The organism is Psychromonas aquimarina ATCC BAA-1526 (assembly GCF_000428725.1).
GTDB classification, from domain to species: Bacteria; Pseudomonadota; Gammaproteobacteria; order Enterobacterales; family Psychromonadaceae; genus Psychromonas; species Psychromonas aquimarina.
The window spans coordinates 112137-138352 of sequence record NZ_AUAM01000013.1; the positions used below are offsets into that span (position 1 = coordinate 112137).

At 42.2% G+C, this 26216-nt stretch carries 26 protein-coding genes and 1 tRNA gene; 13 read left to right on the forward strand and 14 right to left on the reverse strand.

Translation table 11 applies throughout. The features are described 5' to 3' along the window. Nucleotides 1-2: 2 nt before the first annotated feature. Entirely contained in the window at nt 3-713 is a 711-nt protein-coding gene (gene fadR / locus G337_RS0105415; RefSeq protein ID WP_028862977.1) for a fatty acid metabolism transcriptional regulator FadR, read from the reverse strand. Between the two features lie 223 nt (nt 714-936). On the opposite strand from fadR, the gene dsbB reads away from it, so the two are divergent. Continuing rightward, the gene (gene dsbB / locus G337_RS0105420) at nt 937-1452 is read left to right on the forward strand and encodes a disulfide bond formation protein DsbB (RefSeq protein WP_028862978.1); all 516 of its coding nucleotides are present in this window, start codon (nt 937-939) and stop codon (nt 1450-1452) included. A gap of 103 nt (nt 1453-1555) precedes the next feature. Here the strand turns inward: dsbB and G337_RS0105425 are convergent, their stop codons facing one another. The 5 genes from G337_RS0105425 to G337_RS0105450 all read right to left on the reverse strand — a co-directional run bounded on the left by G337_RS0105425 (nt 1556) and on the right by G337_RS0105450 (nt 5684). Beyond that, the gene (locus tag G337_RS0105425; RefSeq protein WP_028862979.1) at nt 1556-2512 is read right to left on the reverse strand and encodes a lipase secretion chaperone; all 957 of its coding nucleotides are present in this window, start codon (nt 2510-2512) and stop codon (nt 1556-1558) included. A 2-nt stretch (nt 2513-2514) separates the two neighbouring features. Next, on the reverse strand, nt 2515-3441 hold the full coding sequence (locus G337_RS0105430) for an esterase/lipase family protein (protein WP_028862980.1): 927 nt from the start codon (nt 3439-3441) through the stop codon (nt 2515-2517). 292 nt (nt 3442-3733) lie between these two features. Continuing rightward, nucleotides 3734-4693, reverse strand: coding sequence for a sensor domain-containing diguanylate cyclase (locus G337_RS0105440; RefSeq protein ID WP_028862981.1), 960 nt, complete (start codon nt 4691-4693; stop codon nt 3734-3736). Continuing rightward, nucleotides 4693-5319: a chemotaxis protein CheC gene (locus G337_RS0105445; RefSeq protein ID WP_028862982.1), complete on the reverse strand. Its 627-nt coding sequence runs from the start codon at nt 5317-5319 to the stop codon at nt 4693-4695. Before G337_RS0105445 ends, G337_RS0105440 begins: the two co-directional genes overlap by 1 nt. Next, nucleotides 5319-5684: a response regulator gene (locus G337_RS0105450; RefSeq protein WP_028862983.1), complete on the reverse strand. Its 366-nt coding sequence runs from the start codon at nt 5682-5684 to the stop codon at nt 5319-5321. Before G337_RS0105450 ends, G337_RS0105445 begins: the two co-directional genes overlap by 1 nt. Before the next feature lie 356 nt (nt 5685-6040). Here G337_RS0105450 and G337_RS0105455 point away from each other — a divergent pair, with 356 nt between their 5' ends. Both G337_RS0105455 and G337_RS0105465 read left to right on the forward strand, forming a co-directional pair. Then, nucleotides 6041-6532, forward strand: a complete 492-nt coding sequence (locus tag G337_RS0105455) for a hypothetical protein (RefSeq protein ID WP_028862984.1) — start codon at nt 6041-6043, stop codon at nt 6530-6532. Between the two features lie 595 nt (nt 6533-7127). Next, nucleotides 7128-7946 (forward strand): GGDEF domain-containing protein, encoded by an 819-nt coding sequence (locus G337_RS0105465; RefSeq protein ID WP_028862985.1) that lies wholly within the window; start codon nt 7128-7130, stop codon nt 7944-7946. Here the strand turns inward: G337_RS0105465 and G337_RS0105470 are convergent. Continuing rightward, on the reverse strand, nt 7943-8434 hold the full coding sequence (locus tag G337_RS0105470) for a hypothetical protein (protein WP_028862986.1): 492 nt from the start codon (nt 8432-8434) through the stop codon (nt 7943-7945). The two genes, G337_RS0105465 and G337_RS0105470, sit on opposite strands and share 4 nt — an antisense overlap. A gap of 252 nt (nt 8435-8686) precedes the next feature. Here G337_RS0105470 and G337_RS0105475 point away from each other — a divergent pair, with 252 nt between their 5' ends. From G337_RS0105475 to pstB, 5 genes are all read left to right on the forward strand, one after another. Then, a complete protein-coding gene (locus G337_RS0105475; protein WP_028862987.1) occupies nt 8687-9499 on the forward strand; it encodes a phosphate ABC transporter substrate-binding protein in 813 nt (270 codons plus the stop codon). 78 nt (nt 9500-9577) lie between these two features. Continuing rightward, nucleotides 9578-10393 carry a phosphate ABC transporter substrate-binding protein gene (locus G337_RS0105480; RefSeq protein WP_028862988.1) on the forward strand — a complete coding sequence of 272 codons (816 nt, stop codon included), beginning with the start codon at nt 9578-9580 and terminating at the stop codon, nt 10391-10393. 28 nt (nt 10394-10421) lie between these two features. Beyond that, a complete protein-coding gene (pstC, locus tag G337_RS0105485) occupies nt 10422-11327 on the forward strand; it encodes a phosphate ABC transporter permease subunit PstC (protein WP_028862989.1) in 906 nt (301 codons plus the stop codon). Further along, nucleotides 11327-12172 (forward strand): phosphate ABC transporter permease PstA, encoded by an 846-nt coding sequence (pstA, locus tag G337_RS0105490; protein ID WP_028862990.1) that lies wholly within the window; start codon nt 11327-11329, stop codon nt 12170-12172. Before pstC ends, pstA begins: the two co-directional genes overlap by 1 nt. A 10-nt stretch (nt 12173-12182) precedes the next feature. Continuing rightward, entirely contained in the window at nt 12183-12932 is a 750-nt protein-coding gene (pstB, locus tag G337_RS0105495) for a phosphate ABC transporter ATP-binding protein PstB (protein ID WP_028862991.1), read from the forward strand. Between the two features lie 158 nt (nt 12933-13090). Here pstB and G337_RS0105500 read toward each other — a convergent pair whose 3' ends face one another. Further along, nucleotides 13091-15979, reverse strand: a complete 2889-nt coding sequence (locus G337_RS0105500; protein WP_028862992.1) for an Ig-like domain-containing protein — start codon at nt 15977-15979, stop codon at nt 13091-13093. A 323-nt stretch (nt 15980-16302) separates the two neighbouring features. Here G337_RS0105500 and G337_RS0105505 point away from each other — a divergent pair, with 323 nt between their 5' ends. Then, nucleotides 16303-16857 (forward strand): PepSY domain-containing protein, encoded by a 555-nt coding sequence (locus G337_RS0105505; RefSeq protein ID WP_028862993.1) that lies wholly within the window; start codon nt 16303-16305, stop codon nt 16855-16857. Between the two features lie 56 nt (nt 16858-16913). Here G337_RS0105505 and G337_RS0105510 read toward each other — a convergent pair whose 3' ends face one another. After that, nucleotides 16914-17432 (reverse strand): O-acetyl-ADP-ribose deacetylase, encoded by a 519-nt coding sequence (locus tag G337_RS0105510; protein ID WP_028862994.1) that lies wholly within the window; start codon nt 17430-17432, stop codon nt 16914-16916. A gap of 425 nt (nt 17433-17857) precedes the next feature. Between G337_RS0105510 and G337_RS0105515 the strand changes: the two genes are divergently transcribed. Further along, a complete protein-coding gene (locus G337_RS0105515; protein WP_028862995.1) occupies nt 17858-20461 on the forward strand; it encodes an alpha-amylase family glycosyl hydrolase in 2604 nt (867 codons plus the stop codon). A 347-nt stretch (nt 20462-20808) separates the two neighbouring features. Next, nucleotides 20809-21564 (forward strand): substrate-binding periplasmic protein, encoded by a 756-nt coding sequence (locus G337_RS0105520; protein WP_028862996.1) that lies wholly within the window; start codon nt 20809-20811, stop codon nt 21562-21564. A gap of 95 nt (nt 21565-21659) precedes the next feature. Here the strand turns inward: G337_RS0105520 and G337_RS0105525 are convergent, their stop codons facing one another. Both G337_RS0105525 and G337_RS0105530 read right to left on the reverse strand, forming a co-directional pair. Then, entirely contained in the window at nt 21660-22055 is a 396-nt protein-coding gene (locus G337_RS0105525) for a hypothetical protein (protein ID WP_028862997.1), read from the reverse strand. Nucleotides 22056-22691: 636 nt separating this feature from the next. Beyond that, a complete protein-coding gene (locus G337_RS0105530; protein WP_028862998.1) occupies nt 22692-23036 on the reverse strand; it encodes a DUF805 domain-containing protein in 345 nt (114 codons plus the stop codon). A 335-nt stretch (nt 23037-23371) separates the two neighbouring features. Between G337_RS0105530 and G337_RS25665 the strand changes: the two genes are divergently transcribed. Both G337_RS25665 and G337_RS0105540 read left to right on the forward strand, forming a co-directional pair. Further along, nucleotides 23372-24130 (forward strand): substrate-binding periplasmic protein, encoded by a 759-nt coding sequence (locus G337_RS25665; protein ID WP_051302980.1) that lies wholly within the window; start codon nt 23372-23374, stop codon nt 24128-24130. 627 nt (nt 24131-24757) lie between these two features. Continuing rightward, complete coding sequence (locus G337_RS0105540) at nt 24758-25438, forward strand: PEP-CTERM sorting domain-containing protein (RefSeq protein ID WP_028862999.1); 681 nt, start codon at nt 24758-24760, stop codon at nt 25436-25438. 139 nt (nt 25439-25577) lie between these two features. On the opposite strand, the gene G337_RS29470 is transcribed toward G337_RS0105540, so the two are convergent. From G337_RS29470 to G337_RS0105555, 3 genes are all read right to left on the reverse strand, one after another. Then, nucleotides 25578-25766: an integrase arm-type DNA-binding domain-containing protein gene (locus G337_RS29470; RefSeq protein WP_342665389.1), complete on the reverse strand. Its 189-nt coding sequence runs from the start codon at nt 25764-25766 to the stop codon at nt 25578-25580. After that, nucleotides 25767-25913 (reverse strand): Arm DNA-binding domain-containing protein, encoded by a 147-nt coding sequence (locus tag G337_RS29020; RefSeq protein WP_211235782.1) that lies wholly within the window; start codon nt 25911-25913, stop codon nt 25767-25769. A gap of 160 nt (nt 25914-26073) precedes the next feature. Further along, nucleotides 26074-26161 (reverse strand) — tRNA-Ser (locus G337_RS0105555). Nucleotides 26162-26216 lie beyond the last annotated feature (55 nt).

Here is a 26216-nt window from a genome sequence, read left to right on the forward strand (position 1 = left end):
ACTTAATCTAAAAAATCATCGGGTAACTGGTCACGCAGGCGCAGCCATATTTTACCGCTGGCAAAGGCTGAATCTCTGACCACCTGCATTATCTGCTGCGAGTCGCCCTGCTCTATCGCCTGTTTAACCTGAGAATAAAAATCCAGCGCTATTGATTTAGCCTCAGTATTAGAAAAATAAAAAGTACCGACTTTACGATAAAGATCCTGCAGGCCGTTTAAAATTAAAACATAAATCATATTGTTAGAAGAAACAGCAACCTGATGATAAAAGCGGTAGTCAAACTCAGTAAAGACTTCACTGCTGGCTTCAATGGGAGGGACATCCTCTAAAAATGACAGCACCGTTTCACGATTGTGTTTAGCAGCCATGCGCAGGATGATGGTACTGACATTAGTTCGCACCGACATTAACTGATCAATAAAATCAGCACGCCGGTCCACATCAAGACGAGTTAGCGTGCTTAAAATGTTAAGACCAGAGCTTTCCCAGAAGTCGTTCACCTTGGTCGCTTTACCATGACGTATGGTGATCCAGCCGTCTTTAGACAGGCGCTGCAGTACTTCACGCAGAGTAGTACGCGTAACGCCGATTTTATCAGCAAGCAGACGTTCAGCAGGTAAGTCTGAGTGAATTGGAATCGATCCGTTCCAGATGGATTCAATCAGATACTGCTCGGCAACATCTGCAGGACCCTTTGCTTTCATAATCATTAATTTCTACCGCCCGTTTCTTATTATTTTTTTATAATACCACAGACATTATTAAGCAGGAAAAATCGTTTACTTATATAGACCTAGAAGAAACAAACAATTGTGCTTATGTTATAAACAATTACAGCAAATAATCACCTTATTATATTGAAGTTCATTTATTTACAGCCGCCGCGGTGGTAATGTTAGAAAGTTAATTTATCTTATTATCTAGGAGTCAACAGTGTTATCAACATTAAAAAATCTCAGCAGACAGCGCTGGGCGTGGCTGCTGCTGGCCGCCAGTGCTTTCACCCTTGAACTGTGCGCACTCTATTTTCAGCATATTATGAAACTCGAACCCTGTGTAATGTGCGTATATGAACGGGTAACCATGATAGGCATTGTATTTGCTGGGTTAATCGGCGCAGCGGCACCGCAGAATATGCTGATCAGACTGTCAGGGTTCTTAGTATGGGCAGTCAGTGCCGTGTGGGGGTTGTTATTAGCGATTGAACATACTGACTACCAGATGAACCCGTCACCTTTTGCCACTTGTGATTTTTTACCTAACTTTCCAAGCTGGGCACCTCTGCACGAATGGCTGCCGTGGTTATTTAACCCGACCGGTGACTGCGCAGATATCGTCTGGCAGTTTCTAGGTTACTCAATGCCGCAGTGGTTAATTGTCAGCTTCGGCATTTACTGCGCACTCTTCCTGTTTGTTGCGCTTACAGCATTATTACCAGACAGAAAATAATTTAATCTATCTGCATCAGCCCGGCATCTGTCCGGGTTTTCTTTATATCAAGCTCCTCATCCTTAACAGTTCTAGCATTCCAGCTCAGTATGATTTTATAGTATTACCTAGCCTGCTCTAATAACTGCGGGTATTTTAAAAATACCTGCAGGCGCTTAATTTCATTAGCAGTAAAGTGATCCTGGCGGTAGGAAAGCAGAATATCTCTGCGCTCCTGCTCGGTTAGATTGTGATTTTCAGATATAACTTTCTGATATGCATTAACTTTTTGTAACCACTGGCGGCTGCTTTTTCGGGTCTGCTCAATCCTGCCTTGTATTTCCGGGTTGAATTGATGAATATCTTCATTTGCCGAGATTAACTGCGACAGTACTTTTTCTGCGTTTATCGTCGGCTGCAGTGCACTTGATTCCTGCGCACTAAGCTGGCTGATCTGGTATTCAATCAGTTGTTTCTTGTGCTTATCAGTCAGGCTTGGATCCTGCCTGATTTCTAGTCGTGCTAATGCCTGATCCAAGTAACGTATCTCTGCGCTGAAAAAGGCTTCAATTTCGGCTGCAGAAAAATACTGAAATTGTAAATTGTAAATCTGCTGCAGAAATAGCTTACTCTCTGCTATATCAATAAAATCATCTCGTTGCGGTGCATCTTTTTTTATAAAAAATACGGTCTTCAAATAATTCTGATATCGAAAAAACAGCTCAATTAAATTGTCTGCCGCCTGTTGGTTTAAATTAAGTTCAGCACCTAATGCAGCCAGTAAGAGTTCAAGACTTAAGCCTTTTTCCTGATGTTGAAAAATTAAATGATCAAACTGCCGGCGCAGCTTTAAATCGACTGTCAACTCAACTTTTAAAGGCCGTTTTTTGCTGCTGATGAGCCACGGGGGCTGTTTCTGCTGCGTTTTTATTTCTATATTCTGCCCGCCAGCCTGCTGATGATTTGACTGCGGCTGAATCTGCACTTCAGGCTGTGTTTTTTCGTTCAGATAACCTGAAGCGGTAAAAAACAGTATCGACAGCAGTGATATCGCGGCACTCACCGCGATAACTTTGCGCATAACTATAAGCCCTTCAGCTTTAAACGCTGCACATGCTGGCGGTATAAAGTAACCGGATTTGTTTCAAACCAGCTGACCAGCCCGAAACTCTGATTTACTTCATCCATATGATTCATTTTATAATCATCCTTAATAACCCGGCCTAAATGAGCACTGCATGAAGCAACAACCCCATCATTTAATTCTCCGTCATCAAAAGAATAACTGGTTAATTTTAAGGGATAATCAACTGCATCTGCCACATGGGTAAGCGGCTGTGCTCCCGACCAGGAATAATAATAAACGCCGTTACTAGCTAGCTCCTGACCTTGGCCGCAGTATGAAGACGGCATTCCTTCAGGGTATTTTTTATTGAATATCAGTGAACCAGGAGTGGTTAATGCATCGGTCATTGCCAGACTGTCTTCAGGTAATAACTCCCCTTCGCTGATGCCGGTAACAGCATGAGCTAAAAGATCCAGGCCTTGTTTGATTAAAGCCTCTGTTACCGAGTCTTTAGTAACGATACCGCGCATCAGATCGGCAAATTTGCTTCCCCAGTTAACGCCGCCGATTGAGGTAACTGATGCGACCATCTCCGGACTAACGCTGGCAACATAACGTGCTGTTGGTCCTCCATGACTGTGGCCTATAATATTAACTTTTTCAGCCCCGCTTTCTGCCAGCACCGCTTGTATATAGGTCCGCAGCTGCTCTCCTCTTAATTCAGTTGAATTGGCAGGTGAAAGGCTCGCTAAATAAACCGCAGCTCCCTCATCACGAAGCGCCTGAGGAATACCGTAAAAATAATCAATTCCCCATATATCATTAAAACCAAAAATACCGTGAACAAAAACTAACGGGTATTTAGTGGCGGCGCTGTTACCTGCATGCGCAGAGTTTACAAAGACTAACAAAGAAATAATAAATATCATCAAGTTCTTTTTCATACTCTCTCCCTGGATAAAATCCGATCTAATTTCAAGCAGTCTGCTTGAATATTGTGCAATTAGAGAGTTATCTGCCTAGTGAGTCAACACTTCAAAGTGGTTTTTATTTTATATTTTGATCACCATCAAAAATAAAGCAAGACAGACGGTGTGCATCATTGTTTTTCGGGGTATTACAGCGAGCCTATCTGCAGCAGCTGAGGTTTATATGGAGGGATATTAAAGCAGATCAGCTGCTGACAAAAAAATATTCAGTTCATTGTCCGCAGCAGTTTAAAGACGTTTACAGCACTTATTCAGCCTGATGTTGTTCTACACGGTTTCTGCCGTTATGTTTGGCTAAGTAAAGCGCGGCATCTGCCTCTGAAATTATCTCTTCTAAGGATTTGTTTCTGCTTAAAAAAGAAATTCCAATACTGACAGTAACCGGAATTTCACGCCCTGCAGAAATAATCGGCGCCTTATCAACACACTCGCGCAGACGTTCACATACCTGCCGCGTCTGCTGCTCAGTGGTATTAGGCAGGATCAGTGCAAATTCTTCACCACCGTAGCGGCATAAGCTGTCAAATGTGCGCAGCGTAGCCTGCAGACGTTCGGCCAGTTCTTTTAAAACATCATCACCTGTCTGATGGCCGTAGGTATCGTTAATTGATTTAAAGTGATCGGCATCAATCATTGCAATACCCAGCCCCCAGTTTAAACGCCGGCAGCGGGAAGCATCCTGTACTAACTGATCCAGGAAAAACTTGCGGTTAAACAGCCCGGTTAAATGATCATGCGTGCTGATCTCCTGCAGATCTAAAGCCTGTTCAGTGACATTTTCAAGGAGTTTTTGACTGACCGCTATTTCCGTTACATCGTAAATAGCAATGCCGACAGCAATGGTCGAATTATCGCTGTCTTTAACAGGAAAATATGAACAGTTCTGATACATAAAATCAACATCGTCGATTGAATATTGAGTACTGGGCAGTTTCAGCAGGTAAGGTCTATGCTCCCAGGAGGTAACAGCCTGGTTATTCAGCACTAAGGTTGATCTTATTTTTTTATTCAGCCAGGCTTCATTGACATCAGGAAAAAAACTGGTCAGCTTGCGGCTGAGAATTTCCTCGGATTTTATATGGCTGTGAAGCTCCATAAAGCGGTTCCAGAATATAACATTCATACGCCTGTCCAGGATAATAAAACCGATACTTGACAGCTCTTGAAGAAGCTTGGAGAACTCGGTGAACTGCTCTTCATTTACCATCAAAGCAGCCTTTCTAACGCATTGCGTAAGTTTTCTAAACTGCTTATTTTAAGAGAGATAATATTGTCACAATACAAATTAATATCTTTAATAAAAAACTTAATTTCAAATAATAATGTCTGATGTGTCTCTTGATGTTTTTGTTTAAAGAAGAAATCTTTTAATGCTGAGTTAGGCGTATTGAAAGCGGCAATTGAAGGATTGGTCAGTTCAATATCTAACTCAAGCTGTTCCGCTAACCCGGACAGACAGGCGCTGTTTACTGCATTTGAGATATCCATCAGCATCTCCTTCTGATGTCCTTCATCAATAGCATCATACTCCTCATACCCGAGAATATTGACTAAATCGGCAAAGTTATGACCGCCGATAATAAATGCTGAACGCCCTTCAATTTCGCCGATAAAGGACTGCTGGATAATATTGACAATGGGACTGCCGGTTTCAAATTTTAAAGCTAAGGAGTTGAATTTATCTTCATCCACCATCGCCACATTAGGTACATTCAGCGTAACCCGGTGTTCAAATACCTGTGATAACTTGGCCCCTGCTCTGCCCATGCCGATATTAGCAAGTTCTTTCAGCGCATCAATCTGATAATCAGTAAATTCTTGTTGAGTTGTCATCAAACCACCTCATGTTGCTGCAGCATAGCAAGCAAAGTATCGGTTTTAATTGGTTTTGGGAAAAAATCTAACGCTCCGCGCTCTTTCGCTATCTGCTTTGAGCTCTCTTGAATATCAGCCGAGATAATAAATACTCGCGAATGATAATTGCGTTTATTGAGTTCTAATAAAACATCAAGTCCGTCAATGTCGGGCATGGTAAGATCTAAAAAAATAACATCAAACTGTTTAAGCTCACAAACTTCCAGCGCTTCCTCACCGCAAATTACTTCAGTAACATCAACGTCCCAGTCACTGGGCAGCACTCGTTTAATCATATTTCGGGAAAAAGTTGAGTCATCAACAATTAACAAAGATGTGGTCATTATATTCCTCTTATCTAGTCGTATTTACGCCTGTCTGCTGTCCCTGGCTAATTAATTTGAGCTCAGCTGTGACTTCACTGCTGCATAAATCATGCATATTTACACTGCAGCTGTTCGATTTTTATATTTATTGATACAGCACTGACAAATCAAAGCGAAAATATATAGGCTATGTGTTTATTGGTCAATAATTTGCGTAATTCAATATGACCCAGGTCATGAGAGAAGCTCAGTAAATTAATAATATGCAGATAAACAGGTAAATAAGTGAAATTCAAATCCTGCTCAGCGGCCTAAAAGCACTTCATTGCATTAGTTTTACCTTTGATATATAAATATCGATATCGGAGGGATATATGAAAAAACTTACTATTTTACTTTCTTTAATTGTACTTACTTTAAGCCCGGCTGCCTACGCAGACGGATGTGCTGAACTCAAGGTGGCGGGCGATACCTATAATAACCTTAATAAGATGCTTAGCCTGCAGGTTAAAATTTATAATTTTAATGTTTCAAGAGTACAAGAAGATATTCAAAGCCTGTTTACCCGCGTTAATGAAAATGACGATGTTAAAGCAGCCCGCAAGCTGAACAGCATACTTGAAAACTTTATTAAAGAGCTGCGCACAGAGCTCGAAGGCGTAGAAGAGACCTACATGGACCTGGATCTTCTTGGGTTTGCACGCGATAATATTGCAGGAAAGTGCCGCGCGAAAGCAGTAACCTTAAGCGATGACTTTATTGACCCAGTGGCCGAAGAAGCAGCCCTATTAATGGTTAAGTACGATGACCTGATTAAGGAACTCGAACGAGTTAACACCCGTAGCAGGAAATTACTCACTAAATAAGCCTGCAGCTGCCCGGCCGTTCTGCCAGGAAGGCTTTGCGAAATAAAACACAGCTCCTTTATCACCTGATAAAGGAGCCTAAAAACAATCAACACCAATATAGAATTCGATTCAGTTTCAAACACTTTGCTTGAATTTCATTCAAAAATAACGTTATCCGTCTATTAAGCAGAAACTGCAGCTGCTTTTTATTTTACATTTTAATCACCTGAAAAATAAAGCAGAACAGAGTATGAATAAAAAACTGCTTTTGCTGTTACTGCACAAACAAGTTTAAAAGAGCGCAGATGTTATTACGACTTAAAAAACAAACTCTTCTTAACACCATGATTTTAAGCAATTTAATGAAACACAGCAGTTTTTGTTTTTATGCAGCTATGCATTATGATCTGCTATAAGCAGTTTTTAATTAACTCTATAAATTGATCTTTTAATATTAAATATCTTTTCGTTATCTACTCTGCAAACAGCAGACTCAGCCCCTGACTGCCAGTCATTAATAAATGATGATATTTATATAAATTTTAATGGGAAAATTATTATTTCAACTGTAAATCCTGTAGATTTTAAGACTAGTCAGATTCAAGGTTGTAGTATGGAAGTTTTAAATCGTCAAGGAAGCAGAATTGAACTAGATAGAGGTTTTAGATTCGGACATGATTTTTTTAAATTACTGAACTTTGTTAAATCTCCAGATCATAAAGATTTAGACAGGCACTCTATTGAAGATCAATGCGATATTTTTTATCGCGATATTATGAATTATGGTTTTGCTGAGTCTCACAACCAGCATTTACGTGACGGTAGATATGATTTAGCGGCTAAAAATTTAAATGAAATTAATGACTTATCTTTAGATCCGTTAACCGGTTTAAGAAAAAAGGAATTTTTAAACAGAAAAATCGCCAGCTTAGAAAGTGATATTTATCTTGACAGCATTTCTGACTTCTCTTTAATTATGTGTGACTTGGATAAATTTAAAGAGATTAATGATTCTTTCGGCCACTCTGTTGGTGATGATACTTTAGATTTATTCGGCAAACTTGTTTTAGAAAGTTTAAGGCCTTGTGATTTCGCCTACCGCTACGGCGGAGAAGAGTTTTTAGTGCTGCTGCCTGAAACTAGTTTGTCTGATTCGGTTACGGTTGCGGAAAGAATCAGAACCGCTATTGAACAAAGACTGCTGATTGGACACTACGGCTTAAACCAGATCACTGCGCATGATTTATGCAAATCTTTAATTGAACCCGCTGATGATGAAAACGATGCTTTCTTCTTATCTAAAGATATAACCTGCAGCTTCGGCGTAGCAAATTATCTGGACTGCTCTCAGTCTGGTGACGATCTGTTTTCCAGGGCCGATGAAAATCTCTATGTCGCCAAAGAGGAAGGCAGAAATAAAGTTATATATTAATCCCCCTGAGGCTGGTTAAAATCAGCCCGCCATTTTTTCAGCTTACTCTTTTGCTCCGCAGTTATTTTCGGCCTGGTGGAATTAAGAGCCGGCGGATAGTGCCCTTTTTGAAAACCAATAATTAAAAAAGCGGCTTCATCTCCAACCGTTGAACCACCAAACTCGATATAAGAAGAGATCGATCTTGCCACTGCAGCACAGGGCTCAGTTGAGTCCAGCAGCTTAATCAGCTGCGTTATATCAGAGTCTTTAATCCAGTTTTTATGCAGTCCCTGCACGGTATAATATTCTTCAGGGCCTATGCTCTGGAGCATATCTAAAAAATCAGCCGGTGTTTTTTCCTGCCAGTTAAAGGTATCGCCATACTCCGCCGCACTATTACCTGACGGCAAAGAATATATCACCTGATGATATCGAAGCTCTGCCGTTAAAGGAGTGCAGGCGGCTGTGAAACAAACTATCATCAGCGGCACAAAAATTATTTTCATCTCCCCTCCTTGGTAATGTGCGTTTATTTGACATTAAATATAAATTTCCGACAAACAGAGCAGGTAACTGCGCCGGATAACGTACTTTTCGCAAAGCCCTTAGTGCTGACTAAAACAGATAAATATCACTTGTCATAAAAATGTAATCTAAATGCAACCCGGCTGTCATATTCAATTGTTTCAATACACTCGCTTCCACAGAGGAAGACCGAGTTAATTTGTAATACTACTTTAATAATAGAGTGACTAAAAATGAAAAAAGTAATTGGTTTAGCAGCAGCTATTGGTTTAATGACAACTCCCCTTGTCCAGGCAGACTCTACCATTACCGTATCTGGTTCGACATCAGTTACCAACGTAATGGAAGTGTTGAGTGAAAATTACAAACAGACAACAAATAAAACTGTTGAAGTACAGGGAACAGGATCTTCAGCAGGTATTCGCGCAGCTAAAGACGGCACAAGCATGATCGGCATGTCTTCGCGTGAAGTAAAAAAAGATGAAATGACAACAGATACAAAAGGCACTGTGATAGCACGTGACGGAATCGCAGTCGCCGTTAATAACAACAACCCGGTTAAAAACCTCACTAAAGAACAAATCACTAGAATTTACCGCGGTGAAGTTAAAAACTGGAAAGAAGTTGGCGGTGAAAACAAACCTATCGTTGTAGTTACCCGTGATACCGCATCCGGTACGCGCGGCGCATTTGAAGATATCTTAAAACTTAAGCGTAAAATAAACGGTATGAAAGTATCGGCGATTACAGCAACTGCACAAGTGGGCAACGGTAACGGCATGGTTAAAACAATCGTTGCTAACAACCCCTTTGCCATCGGTTATATCTCTTTAGGCTCGGTGGACAGTTCATTAAAAGCCGTAGCGGTTGACGGTTATAAAGCCAGTGACAGTAACATTGCTGCCGGCGACTATACCATTGCACGCCCGTTTGTTTTATTAATGAAAGAAAACGTCAATAAAGAAGCACGAGAATTTGTTAACTATATCCTCTCTGATGCAGGTCAGAAGATCATCGTAGATGAAGGTTACATCCGCGTAAATTAATCAAGCCCCTGCTGATCAGGAATACCTGTTCCTTATCAGCAGCACGCTCTTCTTATCGCGAATCTTATGGATTAAATAATGAAAAATATTCTAAGCTTAGCTGCCGCTTTCACTCTGTTAACAGCTCCCCTTTATCATGCCAATGCCGCCGTCAGCGTATCCGGCTCTACATCGGTATCCAACGTGGTTGAAGTGCTGGCTGAAACTTACCAGAAGAGCAGCGGCCGTCATGTTGACGTACAGGGAACCGGCTCTTCTTCGGGCATTGTGGCGGCAAAAAACGGCACCAGTATGATAGGCATGTCGTCACGAGAACTAAAAGCAGGTGAAGCGGCGGCAGATATACAGCAGCTGGTTATTGCCCGCGACGGTATTGCCGTGATAGTCAATAACAACAATCCGGTAGAAAACCTAACCCGAAAGCAGATAAAAAGTATTTACCGTAATGAAATAACTAACTGGAAGCAGGTTGGCGGAGAGGATAAAGCAATCGTAGTGGTGACCCGTGACGCTTCTTCCGGTACTCGAGAGGCTTTTGAAAAAATTCTAGGTTTAAAACGTCAGGTGAACGGTATACCGGTAACCAGTATTTCAGCAGGTGCACAGGTTGCTAATGGTAACGGCATGGTTAAAACACTGGTCGCAAATAATGATTATGCAGTCTCATATATTTCGCTGGGCTCCGTTGATAATAACCTGCTCAAAGCATTAAAAGTAGACGGCATTACAGCCAGCGACGAAAATATACTTTCCGGTCAATACAGCATAACCCGCCCTTTTATCCTGTTATTTAAAAATGAAACGGATCCGAGAGCGGCTGACTTTATTCGTTACATTTTATCAGACAAAGGCCAGAGCATAGTCGCAGAACAAGGTTATATCCGTGTTAAATAACATTCCACCAGCAGCTCAAGGCGAAGTTATGAATACTTGTACTAAAACAAACGACAGCGGCATCTCTCACCGCCATACCCCCAAGCCTGACCGGCTGGGCACTTTCTTCCACCTTGTGTTTATCTGTTGTGCAATGGTGGGCGTTGTTTCACTGGCAACTATTGCCTGGTTCCTTTTTTCTGAAGGTTTAGCGGCCTTTCGTCAGGCCGGTGTTATCGAATTAGTGTTCGGCAGTGAATGGCTGCCGCCGGCTTTGTTCGGTATCTTCCCGATGATTGCTGCCTCATTGATTTCAACACTAGGTGCAGTATTAACCGGTGTTCCGGTTGCCGTCTTAACCGCAGTTTTCCTTGCTGAACTTGCTCCAAAATGGCTGGCTGACATTGTCCGCCCAGCCGTGGAACTGCTAGCCGGTATCCCGTCGGTTGTTTACGGTTTTTTTGGTCTGGTGGTTATCGTACCGGCAATTGAAGTACTGTTTAATATCCCGGCGGGTAATACCCTGCTGGCCGGAATTATTGTCCTGGCGATTATGATCCTGCCGACGGTTATCACCATTTCAGAGACCTCGATCCGCGCTCTGCCGCCGGTATACAAGGAAGGCGCATTAGCCTTAGGCGCATCGCATATTTACAGTATTTTTAAAGTGCTTATCCCGGCTGCTCGCAGCGGTATTTTAACCGGTGTAGCTTTAGGTGTTGCCCGGGCAATCGGTGAAACCATGGCAATTATTATGGTGATGGGTAATGCCCCCGCCATGCCCGGTTCAATACTGGAGCCGGCGAGAACATTAACAGCTAATATCGCCATGGAAATGTCCTATGCAACGGGTATCCATGCCAGTGCGCTTTATTCAACCGGCATAGTATTACTGATATTTATTGTATTACTCAATACAGGCCTGCTGTACATTAACAAAAAGAGAGTTCACTAATGTTAAAACGCGAAACTCAAGATAAGCTTTTGTTTGCCTCAACCTGGGCAGCCGCTTCAATTACCATTTTGTTTCTATTATGGGTGGTATGGCACATTCTCAGCAACGGTCTTTCCCACGTCAGCTGGGAGTTTGTCAGCAGCGCTTATACCCGTATCGGTGAAAGTTCGGGTATCTGGTCAATGATTGTCTCAACCGTTTATATGGTTGCTCTGACATTAGCCATTGCAGCCCCGGTCGGCATTATGACGGCAATCTACTTAACTGAATACGCCAAAGCCGGCAGTAGAATAGTACAGGTACTGCGCTTCTGCATCGAATCTTTAGCCGGTATTCCGTCTATTGTATACGGCCTGTTCGGTATGACCTTTTTTGTTACTACTCTGGGGCTGGGTTTCTCAATTTTAGCCGGTGCATTAACATTATCTGTTCTGATCCTGCCGGTTATTATCCGTACTACCGAAGAGGCATTAATGGCCGTGCCCATGAGCTACCGCGAAGGCGGCTATGCATTAGGCAGCTCTAAAATTTATACCATCTGGCGTCTGATTTTACCCAGCGCCATGCCGGGTATTGTCACCTCAGTTATTTTAAGTATCGGCCGTGTTATTGGTGAATCAGCACCGGTATTTTTAACCGCCGGTATGGTGACAAAAATTCCAGAGTCCGTGTTTGATTCCGGACGTACCCTGACCGTACATTTATATAAATTAACCCAGGAACTCTTTACCCAGCATGAATGGGATCAAGCCTATGCAACCGCAACCATCTTGATAGTTTTAGTGCTTGTCTTAAATTTAATGACAAAAATTATTGCAGCCCGCTACAACAAAGCATCACATTAAGGTCGATATTATGAATAAGCTTGAAGTTAATAACCTGAATCTTTTTTACGGCGAAAACCATGCGCTGAAAGATATCTCAATAAAAATACCCAATCGTCAGGTAACTGCATTAATCGGTCCCTCCGGCTGCGGTAAATCAACCCTGCTGAGAACCTTAAACCGTATGAATGATCTGGTGCCCAGTGTCAAAATCAGCGGTGAAGTGAAATTTGAAGATCAGGATATCTATGCGGGTCATGATGTGCAGCAGCTGCGCATGCGTGTCGGTATGGTTTTTCAAAAAGCCAACCCTTTTCCCATGAGTATTTATGAAAATGTTGCTTTCGGTCTTAAAGCACAGGGGATGCGCGATAAGAAGCAGCTGGATAAAATCGTTGAGGAGTCACTGCGCAGCGCGGCGCTTTGGGATGAAGTGCAGGATCGTCTTGATACTTCTGCGCTCGGCCTGTCAGGCGGACAGCAGCAGCGTTTATGCATTGCCCGTACGATTGCCATGGAGCCTGAAGTGATTCTAATGGATGAACCCACCAGCGCTTTAGATCCCATCGCCACACATAAAATTGAAGAGCTGATGGATGAGCTGCGTAAAAAATTCACCATTGTGATTGTCACCCACTCCATGAATCAGGCGAAACGTATCTCAGATAAAACAGCCTTTTTCTGGATGGGCGAATTAGTTGAACACGGTGATACCCATCAGGTATTTAATCAGCCGCAGGATCAACGCACCCAGGGGTATGTCAGCGGTGAGTTCGGTTAATAAATCATGAAAAAAACTCAATACCTGAAAGCACTAGGTTTTTAGCTGCAGGAAAATTTACAGTCCTAAATACAATAAAAGCGCACTCAGTCGGCTGAGTGCGCTTAATAATCACAAGGTAAAACAGTAATTGGCTCGGTTAAATATCCTAAAGAGCTCTACTGATTAACATCATCCATCTCATTAAAGTATTCAACCTGCTCTCCAAGAGGCATCGCCTGATTATTCGAGCCCAGTGTCCACATAAAGAAGCCGCCGTAGCCTTCTTCATGCTGCCACTGAGTACGATATATATTATTTTCTCTTGTTTCAACAAAAGCACCGTTTGGTCCCCATTGACTGTTAATGGTATTACCTAGAACCACTTTATCTTTATCCACATACTGGGCGTAGTTGTTCATTGCAACTTTATACAGGAAGTTCTCTCCTGCGTCGTAGGCCATCACATTAAAGAAGTCAAACTTGTCACTTGCCGACTGCAGTAATGAAATCACCTCACCATGATGGCTAGAGCGGGCAGGTTCAACATAGGAACAGTTTTCAGTCACCGACGGCTGCTCACAATTCACCGGATCTGCACCGACATGGTAAGTTGTCAAAGAGAGCAGTGTATCGTGACCGACCTCTTCATCTGCACGTATCAAGTCGATTAACGCTTCCAGGTTTTCATTCTCCTGATCAGTGATTCGAGCCGCTTTTTCAAAATCAAAATCTAAACCGTCAAGAGTGATATAATCAGCAATTTGATATGCTTCAAAGTTACATTCTTCCATCTCTACCGGCTCACCACTGCTGCCTAAACATTGACCATTGTGTATTTCATCTGCAGTCAGCCCTTTTTTATACACAGGGTACGGGGTTTTCAGCAGTTCAATTAAACCTTCCGCAATTTCTTCACGACTTTCAGGCGTATTTAAATACCCCCAGATACTTTCATAGGTCTGCCCGCCGAACGCAACTAATACCGCTTTTTCCGGATCATCATGTTTAAGCTGCGTCCAGGATAAATAATTCGGCGCAAGCCAATGAGCATCATAAGCAGGTACATCAAACATGCCGTCTGAACTTAAAATTGTACCGTCTTGAGTCCATTGACCAAACGCCAGCAGGTAACCGTTACCATTAGACTCATTAATCTGAGCATAATCAGCAGGTAATCCCCAGGATGTCAGGTAGCTGATTGAGCGGTCAGGGTTGTCAGCAAGTCCCGTCCCGGGAACATCTTCTTGTACTTCAATATTTGAAACGGCAGTTTGCTGCTCAACATCTTCGCTGTTAACCGCTTTGGCATAAATTTTGTGCGCACCTACTGCGGCTCCGATCCAGTCATACTGGTAAGGTACTGTTTCTGCTGTATGAACTTTCTGATTATCGACATAAAACTCAACATGCTTAATTTCACCTTCAAAACTAGCCGCTTTAGCCGTAAGACTGATGGTACGCCCTTCAGTATAAGTTGAACCGTCTGCAGGAGATGTCAGACTGACAACAACATCCTGATCCGTAACAGCCAGCGGTACAGGTGTGGTTTCTGTAAAACCGCCTTCCAGATCATAAGCCACTGCTGTTAATACATAAGGACCTTCTGACTGCCCCGGCACAGATATAATATACTGTCCCTCTTCATCGGCTTCTGTACCCGTCGCCACAAGTTCCCCGCCGAGTAATACATCAACTTTTGTAATCTCACTTTCAGAAGAGGAAGCATCAACCGATACCACAAATTCCTGCTCAGGTGCGATACGCTCACCGGCTGCCGGTGATAAAATATCAGCCTGCGGCGGCGGTGTTACATCACACGCACCAAGTTCGTCCCAGGCATCTGTCCAGGCGTCAGGATAATCCGGATGCCCGGTTCCCGGCGTCCATACCGGATCACCACACCAGCCGAAGACTTTACAGGAAAAGATAAAGCCGACATTAGAAACCTGATCTCCAACCTGGTAAGCAATACCGTCTTCATACTGCGGTACAGCACCGCAGCTGCTACTGCTGTCAGTTACGGTAATTGAAAGACTGGAACTTGCTTCTAACTCCGCTTGATCAACGGCCTTGGCATGAATTTCAATGCTGCCGAGCGTATCGGCTGTATAATCACAGCTGTAAACATCACTTGGTGCATCCGGATCCGCCAGTCTGGTACAGATCTCGTTATTATTTGCATAGAAAGTCACTGAAACAAGATCGTCATCCGCATCGCTAACATTAGCAGAGACTTCAAGCTGATCATTAAGCTTATGGCTGCTGCCGTCTGCAGGAGTTAAAAAGTTAATAATCGGCGGATTGACAGGCTCTTGTGAAGAAGTAACCTCAACATTCACAGACTGCTGTTCAATATTATCGCCGGCTTCATTAAAAGCGATTACACTGATAACTGTATCTCCAGCTGCAGAAGGCGTCCAGGTATGTGTGTATACCTCTTTGTCGTCTTCTATCTGCTGCTCAGAAATCCGCTCATTTTGTGCCCAGAACTCTACTTTAACCGCATCTTCACCAGTTATCTGTGCTGAAATATCAACTGCTTCAGAAACCGGCAGTTCAGCACCGGACTGAGGTGATAAAATAGTCACCTCAACATCACTTGGTGTCCCCTCTTCCTGAGTAATCACCTTAACGGACTCTTCAAAAGCGTTAAGATCTGCAATCTGTCCGCCCAGAGAAACAACCAGAGTAAAAGACTCGCCAGGCTGCAGTATATGATCGACCCAGTCACCCTCTGGGAACTTAATTTCCACATCATGCACAATACCGTTACTTCCCGGCGTATGCACAGTATTCAGAGTCGGGTAACTAAGATCCGATGAGCGCCAGCCCATATCCGACGTAGACTGCTCCAGCACAAACTGCACTACAGCATCCGTTAAATCAACCTCAACATTATCGTTGTTAACGACATGAATATCATATGTACTCCAGTACTGGCCTTCAGTCTGCGCTGAAACCTCAGTATTAAACTCACTGGCAACCGCACTGGCTAACGGAGAAAGAGCAAAACCAAGACTGAAAAGACCGATACCAATATTTCTACCAACATTTTTTGTAAACATAAAAATTACCTTCTAGTTTTTTTAAAATAATAAAACCAGTCCTTGTTTTATTAACCGAACCCAGCTGTCACTTTATCAGAAGTTTCAAAACAGGATTAATGACTGCACTTTATCTTCTATATCAACACCTTATAAGTGATAACTTGTGAATAAATGTGAAAAGAAATGAATAGCCATAATATGAAGAAAAACGATGAAAAACACAGCAGACGGCGATAAATAATGACGATTAAACAAACAGATTAACTATTTGTAATGCTCCTTCCACCTTTTTGAAATGTACGCCCAGGTAAACTTCAGTCATCAATCACAAGGAGATAAACATGAAACTAAATAAATTAAACAAACTAATCTGCGCTGCCGCCGCGCTTACCTCTTTTACAGCAGCAGCCGACAATGATGCTCTTTCACTACTGGTTTTAAAACGCGCCGATTTCACCATGGAGCAGGCGGTTGAAAAAGTAAGCAGTGACTATCCCGGACAAATCGTCGGATTTAAACTCGATGACCATAGAGGACAAAGCACCTATCAAATAAAAGTGCTTAACCTGCAGAAAGAAGATAAATATAAGCTCCACTTAAGCACCGAAGACGGCTCCTTACTTAAGGAGAAAAGCAGCAGTTTTAAAACACTGGGTTTTAACAGCTTAGACGATGGTGATTATCAGGCTCTGCGGGAACTGCAGGTTTCAGAATTCAATCTGCAGTCCACCATAACCATACTCAATGAAAAATATAATGCACAGATCGTTGAGTTTGAATTAGAAAATGAAAAAGGCATTACCTTCTACAAATTTAAATTAATGGATCAGCAGGGCCGTAAACACGTTATTGTTGACGTAAAAACAGGTGAGATGAACAGTATTTTAAAAAGCTAATCCCGCAGCCGAGAAGCCCTGACAGCAGAAACAAACAGGGCTGTCCGCTAAGCGTATTAACGGTGAACACTATTTTCCGCATCCAGCCAGATAGTAAACATCTGCTGGTCAGCCAGGCAGATATAGATTTCTAATTGTTTAAACTCTTCCCGGGAGCAGACTGCAAGTGCGACCTCGGCAGCCTCCCGATGAGGATAACCATATACCCCGCAGGATATTGCGGGAAAAGCGATACTTCGGCAGTGATTTTTAAGCGCTAAATGCAGCGAACTTAAATAAGCACTCTGCAGCAGCTCTTTCGGGTTAGGAACTTGATGATAAACAGGTCCCACGGTATGAATAACATATTTAGCCGGCAGGTGACCCGCAGCAGTTATCCGCGCTTCCCCCGTCGGGCAGCGGATGCCGTTAACCGCTTTAACTTTACGACACTCTTCTAATAAAGCAGGGCCGGCAGCCCGGTGAATAGCACCGTCAACTCCCCCTCCTCCCAGCATCTGCGGATTAGCCGCATTTACAATGGCGTCCACTTGAGCTTTTGTTATATCCCCCTGGACAATAAATATATTGTTCATCTGCTTTAACTCCCTGCACATCACTTAAACAGAAAAGTATAACCTCTGTCGAAAAAAACACCTGCAAGGCTAAAAAACATACAAACAGTATTTTTTGTGACCTCCTCCATATTTATTCATAAGAAGTGCATAGTTATTTGATCATTGCACAATTAACAACCACAACACAGGACATATCAGAAAAATATCTATTAAATAGCATCGCGCCGCTTAAAACTTAGTTTTACACAAAGTGCAGGGAATGGGCGGCTTTAGTAACAACTCTATAGGTCTATAACTGTTTGCGGCTCCTGCTCAAGCAGTTTTTCTATAGGTTATAAAAATTAAAATGCGGCAGCGGCACAGACTAGTTTACAGGTGGAAAAACCGTTAATTAAACAATCTATTGCTCTGCTTTTTTAAAGCCGAATATAAGGATATAACAGATGAATAAGAAGTTGCTGTTTGCAGGTATGATCACTGCATCCCTGACAGTTCAAGCCCAGTGGGAATTTCGCGGCACTGCAAATAACTGGCAGAGTACCGCCCTGCTGTACATATCGGGAAATTTGTATCAGACATGCCAGACTTTTACTGACCCGGATTCCCGTTTTAAAATTGACCGCTATGGTGACTGGAGCGAAAGCTATCCAGGCACTGATTACCGTGTAACTGGCGATAAAAGTTATAGAATAAACTTTTATTCAGACAGCCACGTTATCGAAACAACAGAGGTGACAGACTGCAGCGGTGATAACGGTGATAACGGTGATCCCGCTGATTATGCACAAAATTTTACCAGCCTGAACTTTCGCGGCACAGCTAATGCGTGGGCCTCGACGGCAATGCAGTTAGCTGCCGATAATACCTGGCAGCTGACCGTGACACTGGACGGACAGGATCAGCAGCGTTTTAAATTTGACCTGCTCGGCGACTGGACGCAAAACTACGGTGATAGCGATGCTGACGGCTCTTTAGATCTCGGCGGCAGTGATATATTTACATCGGCTTCCGGCGACTACATCATTGAAGTAAATGATGCTTCACTGACTTACAGCCTGACTCCAGCAGACGGCTGCAGCGTAGACTGCGCAGATTCAAGCAGTGACACATTAGGCGCAGCCTACTCAACAGACAGTACGACCTTCTCTATCTGGTCGCCGCAGCACAGCAATGTAAAAGTACGTGTTAACGGTGTTGAATATACCATGAACAAGGTCGCCGACTTTGCTGGTTACAGTGATATTTACCAGGTTAAAGTCAATGGAGATCTTCACCTGCAGGAATACACCTATTTAATTAACGGCATTCAGGTACGCGACCCTTACGGTAAAATGGCCAAACCCGGTACAGGTGACTACGAAGCTGTTAATATCGTGATGGATATGTCCCGCACCGAACCAGCCGGCGGATGGGCGACACGCCCGGCTTTAATTGAGCGTGAAGATGCAGTTATCTACGAAGCCCATGTACGTGATTTCACCATCGATTCCAGCTCAGGTGTCAGTGCTGGTAATCATGGTAAATTTATGGGTATGGTCGAAACGGGCACCCGTTATAACGGAGTAAAAACCGGCATCGATCATCTCAAAGAGCTGGGAGTAACTCATGTGCAGCTGCTGCCGGTATATGACTTCGCAACCTGTGACGGTCTGCCGGACAGTAACAGCTGTTATAACTGGGGTTACGATCCGCGTAACTTTAATATTCCCGAAGATCGTTATTCTAAAGTACCAACGGACTACGAAGAGCGTGCACGTGAATTTAAAACCATGGTTAATGAATTCCATAAAGCCGGTATCCGCGTCATTATGGATGTTGTTTATAACCACACCTATAACAAACTGATGTTTGAAAATATCACCGGGCAGTATTACACCGCGACAGATCTCTCCGGTACCGGAAATTCTATCGACGCCGACGTACCTATGGTCAGCCGTATGATTCAGGACTCACTGGAGTTCTGGGTAGATGAATACGGCATTGACGGCTTCCGCTTCGATCTGATCGGTATATTCTCCTATCAGGAAGTGGAGAAATGGGGACACTATATGAACAGCACTTTCCCGGACCGTAACTTACTGCTCTACGGCGAGCCCTGGAACGGTTATGCATCGGATCCAAAAAATGATCAGCGTGTCCGCTACGGTACAACCCATAATATGGTAGAAGAACATGTCGGTGTCTTTAACGGAGCATACCGTGAAGCGATTAAAGGCTCTAATGACGGTACGCAGACCGGATTTATGTTTAACAATCTAGCGGCAGCTGACTCCGGCTGGAGCATCTACGACGGTTTACGCGGCTCTGCTTATGATGCCAGTGACAGCCGCAACGGAGAGTGGTTCCGCAACTATGCAGCCGATCCGGAACAGTCGATCAACTATATCTCTGCCCACGATAATTTCGGCCTGTGGGATAAAGTTTACCTCAGCCTGGCGTCCGACGTGTCGCAAAACAGTTCGCATCAGGTTAACTGGTTAACACCGCCTGCGGATCTCGGTTATGCAAAACGAGTTGTAAACTTCGGTATGGGCATGGTACTGACTAGTCAGGGCATTCCATTTATTCATTCTGGTGACGAGTTCCTGCGCACTAAAACCAACAACCAGGAGATGTGGAGTGCATCGGCATGGAATTATGGAGAGCACGGCGGGACTCATAATACCTATAATGCACCGGACAGCTTCAACGCAGTTCGCTGGGCAGATAAAGTCGACAATGCGCCGACCTTCAACTACTTCAAATCACTGATCAGCCTGCGCCGCAGTCATGCCGGTATGCGCATGAACACTAATCAGGAAATAGCGCAGTACATGGTCGTTGATCGCCCGGATGCTTTTGCAGGGCAGGTAGTCAGTGCTTACATCACTTATCCTGAAGACAGTAAAAAACTGTTTATTGTCTATAACAGCGGTAATAATCAAAATATCACCCTGCCTTCAGGAAACTGGACAAAAGCAGCTGATGCTAACGGTGCAAGCAATATAAGCGGCCTGTCAGGTAGTGCAGTGGTAGAGGGCACTGCTGTGACTGTCTTTACTCAGTAAAATTAACCGTTATTAACATCCCCTGTGTATTCGGGGGATGTTGTATCATTTTTGAGAGCTTAGGTGTAAGACTGAAGAACAGATAAAGTCGACAGCGTGTAAGCTCTCTCTCTGTAAAAAATCCCGCCAAGATAAAACCACCCGCATTACTAAGCAGCGGCTGCACTCTTAGGCCAGAAAATTGAATTGTATAAAAAACAGTCTTACAATTTTCACAACAGGCAGTTATAAGAAAAAGTAATTATTCTTATAACAATTCTGCATATGTTTTTCAGTCCAAAGTACAAATGAGCTGACTTATTTAACTGATGATCTCCCTATAACTATAAAGGGGCTGGAGTAAAATTATGAAGGCAATATTTGCTGCATTCATTCTGTTTTTTAGCAGCCTTGCTTATGCTCAGGTGCAGCTGAAAGTATGTACAGATGCAAGCACATGGTATCCCTTTACTTTTGAAAAAAACGGGATCTCAAAAGGTATTCATGTTGATGTGGTCAGCTCTGCCTGTGAAAAATTAAACTGGAGCTGCTCATTTAAACCTTTACCCTGGAAGAGGTGCCTGCAGGAAACCTTTCAGGGTAAATATGATGCAATAGTTTCAGCTTCTTACACAGAAGAAAGAGCCGAATATTTGTACTATCCAGAAAAAATGCAGGGTGTAAAAAAATCAAAATGGCGAATTACTCAGGTGGAGTACATAGTTGTTACTCATCCAAATCTAAAATATAAATTTACAGGAGATCTTAGCACCTTACCTAAGCCTATTAGAGCTCCCTTGGGTTATTCCATCGTAGATGACCTTAGAAAAAAAGGCATTGAGGTTTTAACCGATCAAAAAGCAGAGACCAATTTTATCAAAGTAATTAAGGCCAAACGAGGTTCAATTATCAGCCCGCCTGGAACTGCTGAGCTTCTTATTAAAAAATTTAATTTAGATGCTTCTACCCAGATTCATGAAAAACCAATTGCATCAAAGTCATACTTTATGCCTTTTTCTAAAAAAACAAAAATTCTTCAAGCGCGGCGTTTAGAAATGTGGCAGACAATTATTTTAATACGAGAGAATAAAGCGCTGTATAATAAGATTATATCAAGTTATTAAGTAAGCGATAATGAGGTTAGCGATTCTGCTTGTAGGGAAAGCAAGACTGGAAGTACTTGATAATTGAGCACTTACTCAGTCTCCTGCTCTGTGATTTATACACTTGACGCTGAAGCGATCTCATTCCCTGAATCAATTTCTTTAATAAAAAACAAAATGTCTCCTCCCTGTAACTTAATATGTGCACTATAATTTTTTCCCGATTCAATAAAGGCAGTCACCTTGGCAGAAGCCGTACTGGTTCCTCTATTGCTGTATCTGTAATAACTGAGATCAAATACATGGGTACCAGGCTCAATGTTGATCGCTTGCTGATATGGAAAATGATCATAATCTAATGTCTGTCCATTTACAGCCTCAAATGCAACGCTTCCATTATTGTAACTTCCTATGATTGTTGCCGCTTTATCTGTATCAAAATCACTGGGAAGATTATAAGAAGAACAGCCCTGCAGGATAAGCAGCAGTATAAAACAAAATATTTTTTTCATCTAGAACACCTTTATTATAAAACGATGATGAGTTTATATGCTTAACGAACCACATCACAAATAAAACAATAGTTTATAACAAAACAGGCGCGAATAAACAGCATTTTATTAGCCTAAAAGTCAATAACTAGTTCAAAAAAGGAATATAGATATACTTTAGTCCGATAAACTTTAACATAACCTTTAAATATCAATCAATTATAATAAACCTGCATGTACATAAAGACAGCAGACTCTAAAGAACAACAAAGCAAACATTTATTGACAATACAATTCCCACATGAACTTTAAGTGATTAATTGATCACAGGTGTTTTAAATTTTAAAGGTAAGTTTTTTTGCTGATGGAGGAGGGAGGAAAAATAAGCAGGTAATAACTGAGGCGTATCTTTTTAAATTTATTGTTCTGTGCTTTTCAGAGTAACCACAAAGTGAGCTAAACTCACCCGCCCACTTTTATTCAAAAGGAAAATAAGCACATTAGCATTTCCATAATTAAATAGAGTGAAACAAAAGAAAAGCAGCTGGCACTAACATATATTCACTTTGATATGCCTAGTGCTTACGATTCGGGTCAGTCTTGTTATTTATCTAAAGAGGCAAAAACAAGACCGGCCCAACCTTTTTTACTTAACCGTTATGCTTCTTTAGGGTTAAAACCATAAAAATTATCTTCCTGTTGTCCGTTCTGGACAAAAAAGATAATTAAAATAACAGCACCGATAAGTGGAATTAAAGCAATTAACTGCCACCAGCCGCTTCGCCCAGTGTCATGCAGTCTTCTTGTAGCAAGACTTAAACTCGGGATAAATAAAGCTAAACTCAAAATAGCTGTAAATATCGGCATTGCAATTAGGCCGTCAATTATTGAAGCAACAACAGCAATAATCATATAAAAGAGAACAAACATCCAGTACTCTTTTCTTCTCGCTCTTCCGGAAAAATCTGCATACTGTTGTAACGCTTTGATAAAATAATTCATTTGTAACTATCCTTATTAATAAAACCAATATCTTATTTGAATAGAAAAGTCCGTCTTTCTAAAAGAAGCACGAAACCATCAAGTTTTTGTAAACGGCCGAAGGATACCTGACAAAAAATAAAAATCAATAACACAACAAAATAAGACAGGCAAATATCATAAGGCATTCGACATTTTTCCAAATCAAACAGAATATCTAAAGCTTTTCCTATATGATTTTATTCGGAATCAGTCAAATAAATTTCAGCTGTCCAAATCTATGTTATGTTGGACTTACAATAATACTGTTGTTTCTGAACTATGCTTAGGGGGTGAAAGTATTTGAGGAACCTATAGTGAAAAAATTTCTGATCTGCTTGCTGCTCTTACTGTCCGTCGGAGTGCAAAGTGAGACTTTCCGTATTGCCACAGGCGAATTTACTCCCTATTGTTCCAGTGTTGCAAAAAACAAAGGCTTTGCCAGTCATGTGGTGAGCGAGGCTTTCGCTCGTCAAGGACATAAGGTGGAATTTTCTTTTTTACCCTGGAAGCGCGCCCTTGCACAAACCCAAAATGGTGACTTTGACGCAACCAGCTGGTGGGCTTTCAATGAACAAAGAGCCGGAAACTTTCTTTATAGTGAGAAACTTTTAGAAGCCCATATTCATTTCTTTTATGTAATAAGTCATCGTCCGGATTTTGACTGGAAGACAGTTGATGATCTTAACGGATATCGGATAGGTAAGACTCGCGGTTACTTTACCTCCGATAAACTTGAGGCTGCTAATAAAGATGGAAAAGTTACATTCATCACAGTTAATGATGATGAACAAAATTTCAGGCTTCTGCTTTACGGACGTACGGATCTGTTTCCTGTTAATATTGTAACTGGACTTGAACTGCTGAGAACAAAGTTTGCTCCAAACATTATCCATCAAGTCACTTTTCACCCCCGGCCGATGAACTCCCGACCAGGCTTTCTGCTGTTTCCCAAAACCAATAAACGTTCACAGGAAATAATGCGTATTTTCAATGCCGGATTGAAATCGCTTCGTACAGATGGTACCTACGATAAGATGTTTGATGATCTGTTATCGGGCTATTATTCTCAATAGAGAAACGTACAAGGGTTGCCGCAACAGAAGTAAAGCAGAGACAGCTTTTTCTCAGTCATGAAATTGGTGACAGGGTAAAAATACTGATATTTATCCGAAATGATAAAAAGTCTGCAAAACGAAAAACCAGCATCTCAACTTAATGCCTGCCAGCTAAGAACTGACAGGCATTTCACCATTAGGCAGCCTTTAATAATCCCTATAACGGGTGTTATGTGAAATACAGGAACTCTTGACAAACCGCCAGGCACTCAACAAACGCTTAACATACTGTCAGGTATTTATTACACCCGATCTGAACGAGCAAATGTACCTACTCTAATATTCACTGAATTACTTACTTAGACATTCACTTTACACTCAAGGCCTTACACACCACCAAAGTAAAGACTGCATATCCTTACCCACTGACTTCAGCCGATTTGCTTTCATCGACATGTCGAGAACATTTACACAGTAAAATTTACAATACTTTAACAAATCACAAGTATCCCCATTTTTTAGCATCTTACGTACCACATTCTTCATTGGTGTATATATTGCTTAATATATCCTGTTGTTTAAATATTTATTTATTCATAACTAACGAGAACCTCCTTAATTTAAATGATTACTAACGGAGTAAGTATGATGAAAAAATTAATTCTATTATGTTTAGCAGCATTTTTATTGCCTCTGTCGGCGCATGCCACGCTCATTTCGTGGGATTCTACCGCTCCTGGATATTTAGGCTTTAGTGACTCGGCCACAGGTGTAGCTGTCTGCTCGCCTGGAGATAAATGTGCAACAACTCAAACTTGGGATTTAGGTAGTGGGTTATCGGTGACAGCTGAATCCTATGATGCAGGTTTAGGCAGCGGATTTGTCAGTGATGCCAACCGCCTCGTTCTTTGGCACGATGTTAATCCTGGAGGAGGCGGATTAGGTAGTGGGAAAACGTCTGATTTAGGCAATTCAAGCGCCGATAACAATACGGGCAAAGAGTCCATTCATCTAATGTTTAGTTCTGCTGTAACAATTGATAGCCTGCTGTTTAATGGTGACCACGTCCCCTTCAGTGGTTATATCTGGGTTGGTGATTCTTCTGGGACTACACTCATTGATGATGTGTTTAATACAGGTACCCTAGCCGTTGGGGCATTGCTGACACAAGTGTATATCGAGCCTGATTTTAGCTTCCTGCCAATACCATCAGAGCCTTGGTATCTTGCAGGCTTGAACTATCGTAGCGTTCCAGAACCAGCTGGTTTGGCTTTATTAGGTTTAGGTTTATTAGGGATCAGCTTGAGCAGACGTAGACGTCAATAATTTAGATAAATAAGAATATAAAAGCAGGAGCCGTTAATATGATTTCTGCTTTTTTGCTATGGTGGAAACGTAAAATTATTTACTTAAAATAGAGCTGCTGGCGAAAACTCAGGCAGCTCTATCAAAAGTGTTTTCATATTCAACTAATATCTAACTTTTTTATAGACTGTGTCGCTATATCGCATTCGGTTTTTGGATTCAAACCTTTAACCCGTAATTCGCGAGCTGATAATTTTAACTTTCTGGCATCGGCTAATGAAACTGCCGGGTATAAGCCCAGGCTCATGGACGTTCGCTTTTTAGTATTTAGTATAAGGATTAATAAAATCTAACAACCAGGTTTTAGCCCGTTAGGGTTAACACGTAACTGTAAACCTTCGCCGTCAGAGAGCTTGTTTACAATGAGCTTATCGCCCTTCTGCTTAGGCTTCGCCTGCTTAACTTCTGTTGCAGTTAGTGGAATAGTTTTAGCCATGTAGTACAACTTTTGGGTAAATGAAATTGTACTGCATATTGTACTACTTTAGATGCGGGATACTACTGCAATTTACCGGGACACTCGGACACAAAAAAGCCCCGAGACCCTTGTAGCACAAGGATTTCGGGGCTTTCTCACCACCTCTCGGTGGACAATGTGGCGGTGACGGAGAGATTCGAACTCTCGATACGTTGCCGTATACACACTTTCCAGGCGTGCTCCTTCAGCCACTCGGACACGTCACCAGCTGCTTCGCTATATCGTTGAAGCGGGGCGCATCATAGATAACTCTCCGCATAA

Coding starts and splice junctions, on each gene's coding strand:
- fadR (WP_028862977.1), bottom strand. CDS start 713: ATGATTATGAAAGCAAAGGGTCCTGCAGATGTTGCCGAGCAGTATCTG.
- G337_RS0105425 (WP_028862979.1), bottom strand. CDS start 2,512: ATGCGCAAAGTTATCGCGGTGAGTGCCGCGATATCACTGCTGTCGATA.
- G337_RS0105430 (WP_028862980.1), bottom strand. CDS start 3,441: ATGAAAAAGAACTTGATGATATTTATTATTTCTTTGTTAGTCTTTGTA.
- G337_RS0105440 (WP_028862981.1), bottom strand. CDS start 4,693: ATGGTAAATGAAGAGCAGTTCACCGAGTTCTCCAAGCTTCTTCAAGAG.
- G337_RS0105445 (WP_028862982.1), bottom strand. CDS start 5,319: ATGACAACTCAACAAGAATTTACTGATTATCAGATTGATGCGCTGAAA.
- G337_RS0105450 (WP_028862983.1), bottom strand. CDS start 5,684: ATGACCACATCTTTGTTAATTGTTGATGACTCAACTTTTTCCCGAAAT.
- G337_RS0105455 (WP_028862984.1), top strand. CDS start 6,041: ATGAAAAAACTTACTATTTTACTTTCTTTAATTGTACTTACTTTAAGC.
- G337_RS0105465 (WP_028862985.1), top strand. CDS start 7,128: ATGGAAGTTTTAAATCGTCAAGGAAGCAGAATTGAACTAGATAGAGGT.
- G337_RS0105470 (WP_028862986.1), bottom strand. CDS start 8,434: ATGAAAATAATTTTTGTGCCGCTGATGATAGTTTGTTTCACAGCCGCC.
- G337_RS0105475 (WP_028862987.1), top strand. CDS start 8,687: ATGAAAAAAGTAATTGGTTTAGCAGCAGCTATTGGTTTAATGACAACT.
- G337_RS0105480 (WP_028862988.1), top strand. CDS start 9,578: ATGAAAAATATTCTAAGCTTAGCTGCCGCTTTCACTCTGTTAACAGCT.
- pstC (WP_028862989.1), top strand. CDS start 10,422: ATGAATACTTGTACTAAAACAAACGACAGCGGCATCTCTCACCGCCAT.
- pstA (WP_028862990.1), top strand. CDS start 11,327: ATGTTAAAACGCGAAACTCAAGATAAGCTTTTGTTTGCCTCAACCTGG.
- pstB (WP_028862991.1), top strand. CDS start 12,183: ATGAATAAGCTTGAAGTTAATAACCTGAATCTTTTTTACGGCGAAAAC.
- G337_RS0105500 (WP_028862992.1), bottom strand. CDS start 15,979: ATGTTTACAAAAAATGTTGGTAGAAATATTGGTATCGGTCTTTTCAGT.
- G337_RS0105505 (WP_028862993.1), top strand. CDS start 16,303: ATGAAACTAAATAAATTAAACAAACTAATCTGCGCTGCCGCCGCGCTT.
- G337_RS0105510 (WP_028862994.1), bottom strand. CDS start 17,432: ATGAACAATATATTTATTGTCCAGGGGGATATAACAAAAGCTCAAGTG.
- G337_RS0105515 (WP_028862995.1), top strand. CDS start 17,858: ATGAATAAGAAGTTGCTGTTTGCAGGTATGATCACTGCATCCCTGACA.
- G337_RS0105520 (WP_028862996.1), top strand. CDS start 20,809: ATGAAGGCAATATTTGCTGCATTCATTCTGTTTTTTAGCAGCCTTGCT.
- G337_RS0105525 (WP_028862997.1), bottom strand. CDS start 22,055: ATGAAAAAAATATTTTGTTTTATACTGCTGCTTATCCTGCAGGGCTGT.
- G337_RS0105530 (WP_028862998.1), bottom strand. CDS start 23,036: ATGAATTATTTTATCAAAGCGTTACAACAGTATGCAGATTTTTCCGGA.
- G337_RS0105540 (WP_028862999.1), top strand. CDS start 24,758: ATGATGAAAAAATTAATTCTATTATGTTTAGCAGCATTTTTATTGCCT.
- G337_RS29020 (WP_211235782.1), bottom strand. CDS start 25,913: ATGGCTAAAACTATTCCACTAACTGCAACAGAAGTTAAGCAGGCGAAG.